The following is a 13,707-nucleotide window of genomic DNA, read 5'->3' on the forward strand; positions in this document are numbered from 1 at the left end:
CTTCCATTGAGTTAGGGCTTGGTGAGAAATGTTGTCGCAAACACTTTTACCTCCCTAATTCTTTGGAAGTTATTAAACTCTAAACAGCTTCATAGCCAAAAATATCTTTTTCCTGAGGGAACCTCGTATTTCCCAAGGTTATGAAAAAGGAAGAGATCTATTTCCCAGATTGGGAGCGCCTGCTCATTGGCAATACCCCATGGGAGTTTATGTGGGAAGTGCTGCTGCGCACCATTATCATCTTTATGGCTTTGCTGATCATCCTGCGCCTCATGGGCAAGCGCATGAATGCGCAGTTAACCATCTCTGAGCTGGCCGTAATGGTCACGCTGGGCGGTATTGCCTCGGCACCCATGCAATTGCCAGACCGGGGTATTCTGGTGGGCATTGTGGTCTTCATCTGTGCCCTGGCCTTTCAGAGGGGCATCAACCTCTGGGCGTTCCGGAGCCGGAAAATAGAAATGATCACCCAGGGGGATTTGTCTGTCATTCTCCGGGAAGGCGTGCTGCAGATTGAGGAGATGGAAAAAGCCCGTCTCTCAAAATACCAGGTGTTTGCGGCGCTCGGAACCCATAATGTTACGCAGCTGGGGCAGGTGAAACGGGTGTACATAGAAGCCTGCGGCCTGTTCAGCGTAGTGAAGGCAGACCAGGCCCGGCAGGGCCTGTCAGTGTTGCCCTTGAAAGACGAGGACATGGTGCAGAACCTGCCGCTAGATCAGCTCTATGCTGCCTGCACCCGCTGCGGCTATGTGGCAGAAACCGGACAGGTGCAGGGCACAGAATGCCCCAACTGTGCCTGTGACCAGTGGACCCCCTCTGTCAAATAATCAGCCAACCAATTTATGAAACCAGAAGAAATACAGATTACAGACTGGCTGCGCATAGTCCTGGGAGAAGCCCCGTGGAGTTTCTTGCTGGAGGTGGTGATCAGGATCGCCTTCATCTACCTGGTGCTCATGCTTTCCATGCGGGCCATGGGCAAACGCATGTCTGGCATGTTGAGCAGGACCGAAATGGCCGCATTGGTGTCTCTGGCCGCCGCCAACGGCGTGGCCATGATGGACCCTTCGCGGGGTATTCTGCCCATTGTCATCATTGCCGCCGTAGTGGTGGGCATTGAGCGGCTCATAGCCTGGCGCACCACCCAAAACGCGCGGCTGGAGCGTGACTTCCTGGATGATATGGACATTCTGGTCAAAGACGGCTGTCTGCAGCTGGATTTAATGGAGCGTACCCGCATCACGCAGCAGCGGCTGTTTGCCCAGTTCAGGCATGAGAATATCCTGAACCTGGGCAAAGTGCAGCGCACGTACCTGGAAGCCAACGGAGCCTTTACCATCCTGCAGTTCCAGGAGAAAAGAGCGGGCCTGTCGCTGGTGCCAGACATTGACCCGGAGCTGCGGAATGACCAGGAAAACGCACAGGGGAAATGGGCGTGCCGCTGCTGTGGGTTTGTGCTAAACCATCAGGAGGAACCCAGCGGCCCTTGCCCCAACTGCGGGCAGAACAGCTGGGGCCAAGCCATAGAATCATAACCGCACCGGGCGTTTTGGGGCTGTTTTTCAGAAAACGGCTCCAAAACAGAAAAGGCACTTGGCCCATACACAGGTCAAGGGTATCTCTTTTCCATCACCACAAAGCCCATCCCGCTTTTCTCAAAGGTGTGGGCAGTTTCTGTAAACCCAAATTTCTGGTAATATGCCGCTTTTTCCCGGCGGGCGTTGCACCAGACCCGCGCCACCGGTAGGGCCGGGGCCAGCTGTAAAATGTGATGAAGCAGCATAGCCCCGTACCTTTGGCCTTGATAAAATGTGTCAGTGGCAAATTTCCGGAACTGGGCCTGCTCCCCCTGCACAAACAAAGACGCCACAGAAATGAGCTGTTCCCCCAGAAAAAGCCCGTAGTGCAGCCCATTGCCATCTTCAGGGAGCTGCACATAAGAAAGCGGGTGCGCCGGCCACATCACGCGGTGGCGTAAAGCCCAGGTTTCTTCCGGGGCAATAGGTTGAATGTGGGGAGTTTCCATGGCCTGGTCAAAGGGTGGGGCTGGAGAAGGGAGAGAGGCGGGCGTAACCGGTGAGCCTGCCCCCCGTTTCAGGGAAAGGTACTCCCGTTCCCGTCGGCTTCGCCGAAGGCAAAGATGCGGGGTAAAACTAGAATTCAAAGCATACCCCAGAAAAACCATGACCAAACTTGGCTACCATATCTCCCATGAGCAGTTTTCGCCCAGTCAGTTGCTGCAACTGGCCCAAAAGGCAGAGGCCGCAGGGTTCCGCTTCGCCCTTTCTTCTGACCATTTCCACCCCTGGAGCACCCAGCAGAACAGCTCCGGGTTCGCCTGGTCCTGGCTGGGTGCGGCCATGGCGGCTACCTCCCTTGAGTTTGGGGTGGTGAACTGCCCCGCTTACCGCTACCACCCGGCCCTTATTGCCCAGGCGGCGGCCACCCTGGACGAGATGTTCCCAGGCCGCTTCTTCCTGACCGTGGGCAGCGGACAAGCGCTGAACGAGGCCATTACCGGACTGCGGTGGCCCGCCAAACAGGAACGGAACGACCGGCTGAAAGAATGCGTAGACGTGATCAGGGCACTCTGGAAAGGGGAGACCGTCAACCACCACGGCCTGGTCACCGTTGAGGAAGCCACTCTTTACACGCGCCCTAAAAAGGAGATTGAGGTCATTGCCGCCGCCATTACCCCAGAAACGGCGGCGTGGGCGGCCACCTGGGCAGACGGGCTCATCACCATTTCACAACCCAGGGATAAGCTCCAGAAAGTAGTAGACGCCTGGAACCAGAACGGCGGTGAGGGCAAGCCCATGCTCCTCAAAGTGCAGCTATCATATGACAAAACAGATAAAGAGGCGCTCCTGGGGGCCCATGAGCAGTGGAAGACCAACGTGTTCGGGAGCGCCATGCTGGCAGACCTGCGGGTGCCCGGGCAGTTTGAGCAGGCGGCCCAGTTTGTGAAACCAGAGGAGATACGGGAGTTTGTGCACGTGTCTGGTGAGCCGGAGCAGCACCTGGAGTGGCTGCAGCAGTACGTAGAGATGGGCTTCCAGAAGATGTCGCTGCACAACGTGAACAGAAAGCAGGAGCAGTTTATAGAGGTGTTTGGGCAGGAGGTGCTGCCGGTTTTAGCTTCTTAAGCAATTGTCTTTTGTGCGGCCAGGGCTATGGCAGGAACCGGCCTTCATTTTTGACTTCACAGTACGGGTACAGGTTTCAAAAACTGCTGTACCAGAACCTCCCTCTGGGCTACTACGCATCGCCTTCTAACGTTGAAAGTAGCATTAGAGGCGTTTTTAGCCTGTTTTCAGAAAAACAGCCCTAAAACAGGAAATTGGCCAGAGACTATGGTTTAACAGATAAAATGATTTGGTAACTAGCGGGTAATGAGCAGGTATTCTTGAATTTATTGGGAGAGGGGACCGGTGGTGTTAATTTTTTGGCACGTAGTTTGAATAAGGGAAATCAGCAAAGCGGTTATAGGCCTACGCTGAGCACCAAAGCAGTAAAATTACACCTCAAACGAGACCAGAAAAATGAAAAAGATATTTGCAATGATCGCCATGGGCGCCATGATCGCCGGAACCTCTTTCGCACAGGATGCCCCTAAAAAAGACAGAAAGCCCCGCACAGAACGTGCCGGCAAAGACGGCGCCCACGGGGAGCGCAAAAGCCCCGAAGAGCTTGCGGCCAAGAGAACTGAAATGATCAGCAAAAAGTATGGCCTGAGCAAAGCCCAAGAAGCCAAACTGCTGGCCCTGCACCAAAGACAAACCGCAGACATGAAAGCGCTTCGTGGCCAGGGAACTGAGAAAAGCCAGGCAAACCGTGATGCCATGAAAGCCAGGCATGCCCAATGGGAGTCTGAGCTGAAAGGAATTCTGACCCCGGAGCAATACGCCCGGTACGAGGCAGACCAAAAGCAGCGCATGGAGCATAGAGGCAAGAAGAGAGGCCAGTACAAAGGCCAGAGACACCAGCAGGAGCAGAAAAGCTAATCTGCAGCTATTGCAAAAAAAAAGGCCAGCCGTTGCTGGCCTTTTTTTCTGCGCCCTCTTTGGTGGCGGAAAAGGCACAGCGGGGTTGATTCTTTTAGGACTTGTTTGCATTTTGATTGTGCAGGCGAAATGAGGGCGCAAAAGGTTCTTCTATCCCGTTTTTAGAACAGCGCTTATGGGGCGGGGCAGCTGCCAGGTCCGGTTCTATTGAGGCCCGTTTGCAGCGCCAAAGAGAAATGTAAACAAACTCTAAAACCTACTGCGGTTCAAGTGGTGTAAGAGAGGGTGATGTACAGGGCCTAGAGACAAAAGCAGTTAAATTCTGATCTTCGCCGTAGAAGGGATGCGCATTTATTTTTAGCCGGTGAAAAAGAGTCATAGTGAGCCCTTCAGCAGAAAGTGGTATTGGTGGGCACTGGGCAGCATCTTGCTGTTGGTGCTTCTGGCGTTGGTGGCAATTCACCTGTATTTAAACCCGTGGGCCGAGAAAAAGCTGAAAGCCCAGATCTACCAGAAGACCCACGGGGTGTACACCCTGTACACCAAATCTGTCAGGGTCTCCCTGCTGAGTGGGTCGGTCACCATTGATTCCCTGCACCTGAAGCCCAACCTGGCGGTTTGGCGCACCCTTGACAAACAGAATCCGGCGCAAGCCGCGGCCTCCCTCGCTGACCTCCATGCCGCTAAACTGCATATAAGCGGCCTTCAGTTCATCCAACTCTTTCAGGAGAAACCGCAAACGCTCACGTTGGTAGAACTGGAAACTCCTGTTTTGCGGCTGACTCAGATGAAACAAGACACCAGCCCACCCAAGCCGTTGCATGAGAAGTGGGGGCCTCCCTTTCAAGGGTTGAAAATTGGCAGAATACGCGTGCAAAACGGCGCGGTATCTTTTAAAGAGAAACCAACGCAAAAACGGGCTCTCTATTCAGTGGCGGGACTGTCTGTGCAAGGCTGGGGGGTGGAGATGGACAGTGCCGCCTTTCAAGACACCGCTCGGGCATTCTATATGCGGGAATTCACCGCCAACGCCAGAGAAACCTCCTACTACCTGGGCAACGGGAACTATGTGGTAAAGAGCGGGGCCATCCAGGCCGACTCTAAAACCCGGGAGGCCACCCTGGCCAAGCTGCAGTTGGTGCCGTTACGCAGTGCTGCCGCCATGTCTAAAGTTATCGGCGAAGCCGCCACCAGACTCCGGGTCCAGATTCCCGCGGTACGTATGCGGCAGGTTGATTTTCACACCCTTTCCAGGAGCTCCAATGTTCACATAGGGGCAGTGCTGGTGCAAGAGCCCAATGTGAGCGCTTACAAGAATGACAACTACCTTCCCACCAAAAAAGAGGGCAAGTTGCCGCATGATTTTATCAGGCAGTTGCCCACCGGCGTAAACATTAGAAAGGTGCAGGTGAAAGACCTGTATGTGCGGTATGATGAAATAGCGGCCAACGCTTTCAAGCCGGGCTACGTGACGGGCAGCCACATCAATTTCACCCTCACCAACCTCACCAATGACCGGCGGCTCATGTCGCGCAAGACCCCGGCCATCTTAAAGGTAAGCGGGCTGCTGATGGGGAAGGCTTTTCTGCAGGCCACCGTCAGGCTGCCGCTGCTAGACCCCAGCGGCTACCACACCATGCAGGGCACCATTGGCAGGGGCAATCCTGCCATTCTCAACCCCATTATTGAACCCAGCATGTTTGTGAGCGTGAAAAGCGGTTTCCTGCAGAAGGGCTCTTTTGCTATGGAGCTGACCCGGGTGTCTGCTTCCGGTTCTTTGCAACTGCAGTATGATGAGTTTCAGATCTCGCTCCTGAATGAGGAGAAAGAGAAAAAGCAGTCACTGGGCAAGAAGCTGAAATCTTTAGTGACCAATAAGATTGTGTTGAAATCAGAGAGCGAAAAAGACGGGAAAGCCCCCCGCCATGGGGAGATTAAGTTTCAACGCCGCCGGGAGCGGTCTTTTCTTACGTACTGGAAAGACTGCCTGGCCAACGGCGTGCTGTCTGTGATTGGGGCGCCCAAATGAGCAGGGGTTTGATCTTTTACCGCTGAAGGGTTACCTTGGGGCAAACCTGCTGTTCCCCATGAAACTCTTTGTTTTTCTTCTGTTCCTGTTGATAAGTATGTCTATGCCTTTTGGGGCGTGCGCCCAGTCCCAGCCTCCCCAGCTCCTGAGACAGAAGACAGAAGCTGAGATCAGGCGTATTCTGGAGGCGTCACCCGCTGTGACGGGGTTGGTGGCCGTTGACCTCACCTCCGGCGAAACCCTCCAGTTCAACCAGGACATGGTGTTCACCCAGGCCAGTGCCATTAAAATCCCCATCTTGCTGGAAGTGTACAACCAGGCGCACCAGGGCAAGTTCAAGCTCACCGACCTCAGGGAAATTAACCCGGCCAACGTGGTGGGCGGCACCGGCATCCTCAAAGACCTGGTTGACAGTGCGCAGTTCAGCATCCGGAATTTGGCCGTGCTCATGATCACCTTAAGCGACAACACCGCCACCAACGCGCTTATTGACTTGGTGGGCATGCCCCACATCAACGCTACCTTGCAGAAAATGGGCTACAAACAAACCAAGGTGCAGCGCAAAATGATACAGTCGGCGGCCAGCGGACGGGGCGAGGAAAACATCTCCACCCCCGCAGAGGCGGCCAGAATGCTACAGATGCTCCACAAAGGCGAGTTCGTGAACAAGGCTGTTTCACAGGAGATTGTCTCTGTTTTAAAGAAAAATAGCCGCGGGAACAGCCGTCTGGCAGCCGGGGTTCCCGCCAATGTGCCCCTGGCCTTTAAGCCCGGAGGCCTGAACGGCGTCTCAACCGAGTGGGCGCTGGTGCTGCTGCCAGAAAGACCTTATGCCGTAGCCATCATGGAGAACTACAAAGTGGTCGGCAAAGCCGAAACCGTGTTGGAGGAGGTGTCTGCGGTTCTGTATCAGTATTATTGGCGCCTGGGCAATGCCACCCGCTACGGCACCTACGTTGACCCTAAACTGATTAAATAGCCCACTGCGTTTTTGGCCTGTTTTCCAGAAAACAGGCCAAAAACGCAAAGCCCTCGCGGTCTTATCAACAGGAGGGGGCTTTGCGTTTTATAAGAAGGGGAACCACTTACTCTATGTCAGGAGCCGGGTTCTGGTCTAACGCGGCCAGGGCATCCCAGTCAATGATAGGGGTGGCCCCGGCTTTGGTGGCTACCCAGGAACCCGCCCGGCAGGCTTGTTTTAAGGCTTCTGGAACGGGGGAATTGTTCAGGTGCAGGGCCAGAAACGTGGCCAGAAAGGCATCACCGCTGCCAATGGTGTCTGCTACGTCTACCGTAAAACCGGCTTGCTCAAAGTACTGGTCGCCTTGCAACGCAAGGGCGCCGTGTTCGCCGCGGGTGACAATGAGTAAATCCAGCCCAAAGCGCCGGACCAGGAAACGCATGCTCTCCTGTGCGTCTACTGGCACACCGTACCAGCCTCTGATCTCAGCCAGTTCATGGTGGTTCATTTTGGCAATATGGGCCTGGGTGAGTAGGTCCTCCAGCAGTTCCTGGCTATAAAAGGGAGGGCGCAGGTTCACATCCAGCACATTCAGGTTTGACAACGGGAGGTACTGCCGCAACGTTTGCCGGGTAATCTCCTGCCGCGCGGCCAGGCTGCCAAACACAAACGCGTCACAGCGCGAGACGGTCTGGGCGGCTTCGGGTTCATAGGTGATGAAATCCCAGGCGGCGGGGGCCACAATAGAATACTGCACTTCGGTTTTGTTGGCGGTATTCACCACAACCGTGCCCGTAGGGTGGGTCTGCTCCACCTGTACCAGTGCCAGGTCCAGCCCTTTCTCCCGCAGAAATAGAATCAGCTCCCGCCCCAGCTCATCATGGCAAAGCCTGCTGATCAGCCGCACCTTCTGGCCCTGGTAAGTGAGATGGATGGCCACGTTCATGGGCGCGCCACCGGGCACCTTGCCGGTGGGCAGCAAATCCCACAGCATTTCCCCGAAGCAGACGATTTCCTTTGGCATATTTTATGAGTGAATGAGCGGTTGGGTGAAGGGGTGAAAATACGTTTTTATACTCATTTCAGGAAAACACGCCGGAAACAGGTTCAGTTTTTTTCTTTGGTGGGGCCCTGCATTAAACCCCTGGTTCAAGTTGCTCACCTGGCCACTATGCAGGGAGTTTACCATATCTGTAAGCCGGCTTCCGGCTGCCCATCAAACCCGCACATGAACGTCTAAAGTGCCAGTACTACCGCGCCCAGCTCAAAACCCTTGTTCATCAGAAATTGTGCTCTCGCTAAACTGGCGGAAGAATAAGTCTTTATTGCTAGTCTCCATTTGCTTTTGCCGGCCATAACCGCGAGCGAAAGGTGCTTCTATCCCGTTTTTTGAGCAGCCTGGCAGCGCTCAGGTGCGGGGCAACCGCTAAGATGGGTTCATTTGAAGCTCATTTACAGCGCAAAAAGCACATGTACGCACGCTCTTGCTAAATCAACTGCTCCTGCTTCTGCTGTATGATTTGCTGCCGGGCGGGGGAAGAGGTGAGACGGAGGGCGGTCTGGTAACAGGCCTTGGCGCGGGCCGTCTGCTGCGTGCGCACATATAAATCGCCTAAGGCGAGATGGTACAGATAGTAATGGCTGGCCTCTTCCTTCATCTCCAGCAGCAACGCAATGCCTGCCTCCAGACCGTCACACTCAGCTACGGCAATGGCGCGGTTGAGGGCTACCACAAAGTTCTGCTTTTGTTGCAGGAGCAGGTCATAGAGGCGTTTGATGGCGCACCAGTCGGTGTGGGGGTAGGAGGGGCGCGGCGGCGTGCAGACTGGCTATGCAGGCCTGCAGGTAGTACGGGTTCACCTTGGCCGGAAAAGCGTCTTGCAGGAAATGGAACCCCCGCCTGATCAGGTGCCGGTCCCATTGCGCACGCTCTTGCCGGGCCAACGGCACAAAGCGGCCCTGCCCGTCTACCCTGGTCTCAAACCGCGAGAGGTGGAAATACAGGAGTGACAGCAAGTGCCGCACCGGCAGTTCTTTGCCCGCGAAGCGCTGGTCCAGCAGGTGGGTGAGCCGGAGCGCTTCATAGCAGATTTCCTGGTTCAGGAGGCTGGTGCCCCGGGTTGAGTCATAGCCTTCATTAAAGAGCAGGTACAGCACATGCAGCACATTCTGGAGCCTTTCGGGCGAAGCCAGAATATCTATTTCTATGAAATCTGGCGAAAGATGCTGGAAAAACTTTTTACTGCGCTGCAGGCTTTTGTAGACCGCGTCTTTGCTTTGCTGCAGCCCCTGCGCAATCTCCTCCACGCCAAAGCCGCCCAGATGTTTGAGGGAGAAGATGAGCTGCGCCGAAGAAGTCAGTTGGGGATGGCAGCAGGCAAACAGCAGCTGCAGTTGGCTGTCACGGGTTTCATCTTCGCCCGGGGCGAAACAGTCCTTTTCAAGCTCCAGCTGCTGCACCGCCGTCTGGTGCACCGCCCTGCGGGTGAGGTGGTTCAGCAGCTTGTTATGCGTCACCCTCAGGAGCCACGCCTGCGGCTTTTCTGGGAGCCCTTTGGTGGGCCACACCTTCAACGCAGCGTAAAATGCCTCCTGGAGCGCGTCTTCAATGTCTTGCTGGTGGGCGGCGCCGTAGCGGCGGTACAAGAGGGAGAACACCTCTCCGTAGGTTTCCCGGAAGAGGTGTTCAGGGGTGAATTTCGGCGCGGCCGAAGGTAGGTTAAGCGGGTGGGGCATAGTCCATGACGGGTCTCACCTCAGTGGTGCCGCCCCACAGGTGGCAGGGGCATTCTTTGGCAATCGCCACCGCCTGCTCCAGGTTTTCGGCCTGAAGGAGGTAGTAGCCGCCAATCATCTCTTTGGTTTCAATAAACGGGCCGTCTGTGACCAGCGCGTCTTTGCCTTTGATGTACGCGCCGGTTTCCTCCAGTCCGTCGCCGCCCTGCAGGTGACCGGCCTGGGCCAGTTTCTGGGTCCACTGCATGTGCGCCTGCACCAGCCGCTGCATTTCCTCCGGGTCCATTTCCTGCAGCGTGTCTACGTTGTCATACAGCAGTAACAGATATTTTTTCATACGAATGGGTTTAGGTTATATATGTTTTGGTCTATGACAAGCAGGTAGACTTATTTTGGACAGTGTGGGCAAACTTTTTTGATTTTTTTGACGGATGCTCAGGAAGAGCACCTTTCTGTTTTGGCGCCGTTTTTCTGAAAACAGCGCCAAAACAGAAAGGTGGCGCAAGCGTTTACTCGTGTTGCTGGTTTTAAAGCTTGTTTAAAGTTGTCTTTTCTGCTGCAAATGGGTATCAAAAGAACCTGACTTTGCCTTTTTCTCCCACCATAGCGCTGCTAAGCTGCTCAAAAAACGCTTCGTCAGAACCTTTCGCTCCCCATTTTCGCTCGCAAAACCAAAATTTAAACAGGCTCTTAGGCTAATTTATGAAAAACGGCTCCAAAACAGAAGCTGAGTGAAGAACCAGCTGCTCCATTTCCTTTTTGGCTCTGGCGCGTGCGTCTGCTGGTGCCAGACAGAAGGCTGCTTGAACCAGGTAAATGTTAGACTTACAAAAGTTTCAATGGCATGGGCCGGCTTGCAAAAGGGAGCAGCTGTTTTGGGGCTGATTTCCCAAAAACAGCCCCAAAACAGAAATTGTTAATACACCGCGGCCAGTTCTGAAAAAAACCGGGGCCAGTTGGTGTTACCGTAGTCTTTGCCCAGGCGCACTATGAGGAGGTTTTTCATGGGGTTCACGTACACAAACTGCCCCAGTATGCCCTGCATCATAAAATCACCGGAGCGGGAGGGGAGCCACCACTGGTACTGGTAGCCTGCCGAGCTGCCCTGGGCAGTGTCTACCTGCGTAGATTCTTTCACCCATTGGGCGGGCACCACCTGCCTGCCGTTCCAGTTGCCTTGCTTTAAATACAGGCGGCCCAGTTTGGCGAAGTCGCGGGCGCGCGCGTTGAGGCAGCAGAAGGTTTTCTCCAGGCCGTCTTTCTTTTTGTCCAGGCTCCAGCTGGCGTCATATTCCATGCCCAGGTGCTGCCAGATGCGCTCCTGCAAATATTGGGTTACCGTTTTGGGCGCCACCACTTTGTCCAGAATGGCCCCTAAGATCTGCGTGTTCCCTGAGATGTAGTCAAACCCCTGCCCCGGGGCCGCCTTCGGTTGCATGTTGTTCACGTATTGGCGCAGGTTGCGGCCGTAGTAAAAGCTGGCGGCATCCCCAAACGGGTTCACGTAGCTCTCATTGAATTCAATGCCGCTGGTCATCTGCAGCACGTGCCTGATGGTTACGTTCTCCAGCCCGTTCTTTTTCAACTCCGGCAGGTAGTGGGTGATGGGTTCGTCCACAGATTTGATCAGTCCGTCTTCCACCGCCGTGCCAATGAGCATAGACGTCACAGACTTGGCCATGGAAAACGAAGCCACTATACTGCTCTGCTCATAGCCGTTGAAGTACTGCTCATACTGAATGGTGTCATTCTGGATAATGAGAAAGGCCACGGTTTCGCGGTCTGCCAGGTACTGATCCAGGGGCGCCTCCTTCCCTGTGGGACCCAGTTTTTTTGGGGCTCTGGGCGTGGTTGCCGTTTGAAACCGGAACGGCTGCGCACTCGCTGTCAAGGGCCGGGAGGGGAATATTTTGTAGTCAGTGATGTTAGCGAAGTTGTAGAAGACAAAGCGCCCCAGCTGGCAGGAGGAAAGCGTAGCCGAGGCAAGGGAAAGAAGGCAAACTAGCCGAAGAAACTTAGAAAAGGGCTGCATGGACAAGGAGCTGGTACAGGCATGAAGATAGCGGTTTTTCGCGTTTCTCCTACTAGCGCAACCCACAGCGGCTTGCCCCAGAATTTTTTCCATTAACTGCACGCATACCGTCCCCCTTTTGAAGGGGGTAGGGGGATGATGACGCATGCTGACTTACTCGTGCTGAGTGACGCATTTCCCAGAATCAATTTTCCATTCCTATCGCGTAAGCCAATGGTTCTTCAACGGCCTTGGTCCTCCGGTAGGGATGCGTGAGAATGTAATGGGCGTTGGAAAAGCAAGCGGCCTTTTGAATAAGAGGGGTACGGCTGAAGTATTTCGCTAGCTGTCGTTTCTGCTTTTGCTTTCGCCGCAGTGGCTTTTTACCAAGTCAGAAAATCTGTGGCCTCCCTCTCTTTCAGCCAGGCCTCTTCTTTTGATGTGTTGGGCGAAGCGGCCAAGGCAAACGGGCGGCCATCCCTGACAAGGACACAAGGCAGGTGGAAGGCCATGGACAAGAGGTTTAAGCAATCAAGAGTTCTAAATACTAGTACCCGCCACGGCTCTTCGTTCCGGCACCTGCTGCCGGTGTTTCAATTGGGCTGTTCGCCAACGTGCTGGTTGGCGCTGTTGCTGCTGCCCGGTTACGCCCCGCGCCTCCAGTTCTGCTTTGGTCTGGGTGGTAGATCAGGCAGGCCCCTTTGATTTGGCCTGTATGGCCGAATAGTCCTGATTGAGTTTCTTGAGGAACGTATCCATTTCTTCAGACACTTTTTTCAGGTGGCCCATATACTCTTGCAGGGTAGTGCCCTCCATGTTGTTTTCCAGAATGGCAGACGTAAGCCCCAGCATGTTGGCCACCGGCCTGCGCATGACATGTAAAATGTCAAAGAGAATCTGCTCCAGCACCTGGGTGTATTCTTTCTTGTCCGTGACGTCCCGGAAGATGCCGTGCCAGACCACGGTGCCATCTTCTTTCTTTTCGGGCTGGGAGCTAGCGGAGATCCAGAGGGTTTTGCCGCTCTCCCCCATGACCCTGAATTCTGATTGCCACAGTTGCGGGTTGCTGAAGGTCTCGTGAATACTTTGGCGTACAAAAGTGATGTCCTCTGGGTGAATCACTGTGAAAATTAAGTCAGGGTGGGCCATAAGTTTCTCAGGACTGAGGCTGGGGTGAATATCCTGAACGCCTTTGCTAATGAATGGGAAGGAGAATTTCCCCTGCGGGTTCATCTCAAACTGATATATAGCCCCCGGCACACAGTCTGTAAGCTTCTTGAGCCGTTCTGCGTTTGAACCGATGGCGGTGCCCTGTGCTACTACTAGCTTTCTGATTTCCAGGTAATCAATGGCTTTTTTGGCCAGGAGTTGTAATGCTTTTTTCTGACTTTCAGTGATTCTTCTGGGTTTGTTATCCAGGATACACAGCGTACCCAGTACATGGCCGCTGGGGGTCACCAAGGGTGCCCCTGCATAGAAACGTATATGGGTGCCCCCAAGCACTAAAGGATTTTCTCTGAACCTTTCATCATGGAGCGGGTCTTCTACCACCAGTACTTCAGTGGGGTGGTGCAGGGTGTGCCGGCAGAAAGAGTCTTCTCTTGACGTCTCCTTAAAGCCCATTCCCATTTCTGCTTTAAACCACTGCCGGTTCTTGTCAATGAAGGTGAGCAGGGAGATGGGGGTGTCACAGATGGCTGAGGCAATTTGCGCTAATTCATCTAATTCTTTTTCTGGCGGAGTATCTAAAATTTTATACTCATAAAGTTCCTGTAAACGGCGCTGTTCATCCATAAATTCTTCTGCAACTATCAACCCGGTAGGTATTCTAGGCAGTATGAAATGCTTTGATATAATTCAGTTTGGTTTAATAGGGGTTATATAGAATAAGGAACTATAAGTTTGGTCGAGGCTTTCTCCTTGTATGCTACTACGGTATTCCTCGATTTCAAAAGACGAAAAA

General features: G+C 54.1%; 13 protein-coding genes. 6 read left to right on the forward strand and 7 right to left on the reverse strand.

The annotated features are described in order from the left end of the window. Positions 1-140: 140 nt before the first annotated feature. Both FHS90_RS21870 and FHS90_RS21875 read left to right on the forward strand, forming a co-directional pair. A complete protein-coding gene (locus tag FHS90_RS21870; RefSeq protein ID WP_182514575.1) occupies positions 141-830 on the forward strand; it encodes a DUF421 domain-containing protein in 690 nt (229 codons plus the stop codon). A gap of 15 nt (positions 831-845) precedes the next feature. Beyond that, positions 846-1,538 (forward strand): DUF421 domain-containing protein, encoded by a 693-nt coding sequence (locus FHS90_RS21875; protein WP_182514576.1) that lies wholly within the window; start codon positions 846-848, stop codon positions 1,536-1,538. A gap of 74 nt (positions 1,539-1,612) precedes the next feature. On the opposite strand, the gene FHS90_RS21880 is transcribed toward FHS90_RS21875, so the two are convergent. Beyond that, entirely contained in the window at positions 1,613-2,029 is a 417-nt protein-coding gene (locus tag FHS90_RS21880) for a GNAT family N-acetyltransferase (protein WP_220483137.1), read from the reverse strand. A gap of 157 nt (positions 2,030-2,186) precedes the next feature. Here FHS90_RS21880 and FHS90_RS21885 point away from each other — a divergent pair, with 157 nt between their 5' ends. The 4 genes from FHS90_RS21885 to FHS90_RS21900 all read left to right on the forward strand — a co-directional run bounded on the left by FHS90_RS21885 (position 2,187) and on the right by FHS90_RS21900 (position 7,015). Then, positions 2,187-3,149 (forward strand): TIGR03885 family FMN-dependent LLM class oxidoreductase, encoded by a 963-nt coding sequence (locus FHS90_RS21885; protein WP_066835311.1) that lies wholly within the window; start codon positions 2,187-2,189, stop codon positions 3,147-3,149. A 396-nt stretch (positions 3,150-3,545) separates the two neighbouring features. Beyond that, positions 3,546-4,007 (forward strand): DUF4890 domain-containing protein, encoded by a 462-nt coding sequence (locus FHS90_RS21890; protein WP_182514577.1) that lies wholly within the window; start codon positions 3,546-3,548, stop codon positions 4,005-4,007. Between the two features lie 364 nt (positions 4,008-4,371). After that, on the forward strand, positions 4,372-6,036 hold the full coding sequence (locus FHS90_RS21895) for an AsmA family protein (protein ID WP_182514578.1): 1,665 nt from the start codon (positions 4,372-4,374) through the stop codon (positions 6,034-6,036). Between the two features lie 58 nt (positions 6,037-6,094). After that, positions 6,095-7,015 (forward strand): serine hydrolase, encoded by a 921-nt coding sequence (locus FHS90_RS21900; RefSeq protein WP_182514579.1) that lies wholly within the window; start codon positions 6,095-6,097, stop codon positions 7,013-7,015. A 106-nt stretch (positions 7,016-7,121) separates the two neighbouring features. On the opposite strand, the gene FHS90_RS21905 is transcribed toward FHS90_RS21900, so the two are convergent. From FHS90_RS21905 to FHS90_RS21930, 6 genes are all read right to left on the reverse strand, one after another. Continuing rightward, a complete protein-coding gene (locus FHS90_RS21905; protein ID WP_182514580.1) occupies positions 7,122-8,021 on the reverse strand; it encodes a carbohydrate kinase family protein in 900 nt (299 codons plus the stop codon). Positions 8,022-8,484: 463 nt separating this feature from the next. Further along, entirely contained in the window at positions 8,485-8,730 is a 246-nt protein-coding gene (locus FHS90_RS21910; protein WP_182514581.1) for a tetratricopeptide repeat protein, read from the reverse strand. A gap of 28 nt (positions 8,731-8,758) precedes the next feature. Continuing rightward, positions 8,759-9,733: an RNA polymerase sigma factor gene (locus FHS90_RS21915; RefSeq protein ID WP_182514582.1), complete on the reverse strand. Its 975-nt coding sequence runs from the start codon at positions 9,731-9,733 to the stop codon at positions 8,759-8,761. Then, positions 9,717-10,070, reverse strand: a complete 354-nt coding sequence (locus tag FHS90_RS21920) for a YciI family protein (RefSeq protein WP_182514583.1) — start codon at positions 10,068-10,070, stop codon at positions 9,717-9,719. The genes FHS90_RS21915 and FHS90_RS21920 overlap by 17 nt, the downstream gene beginning before the upstream one ends. 579 nt (positions 10,071-10,649) lie before the next feature. Continuing rightward, positions 10,650-11,765: a serine hydrolase domain-containing protein gene (locus tag FHS90_RS21925; protein ID WP_182514584.1), complete on the reverse strand. Its 1,116-nt coding sequence runs from the start codon at positions 11,763-11,765 to the stop codon at positions 10,650-10,652. A 666-nt stretch (positions 11,766-12,431) separates the two neighbouring features. Further along, on the reverse strand, positions 12,432-13,538 hold the full coding sequence (locus FHS90_RS21930) for a GAF domain-containing protein (protein WP_182514585.1): 1,107 nt from the start codon (positions 13,536-13,538) through the stop codon (positions 12,432-12,434). Between the last annotated feature and the right edge of the window lie 169 nt (positions 13,539-13,707).

This window comes from Rufibacter ruber (genome assembly GCF_014138425.1).
Lineage (GTDB): Bacteria > Bacteroidota > Bacteroidia > Cytophagales > Hymenobacteraceae > Nibribacter > Nibribacter ruber_C.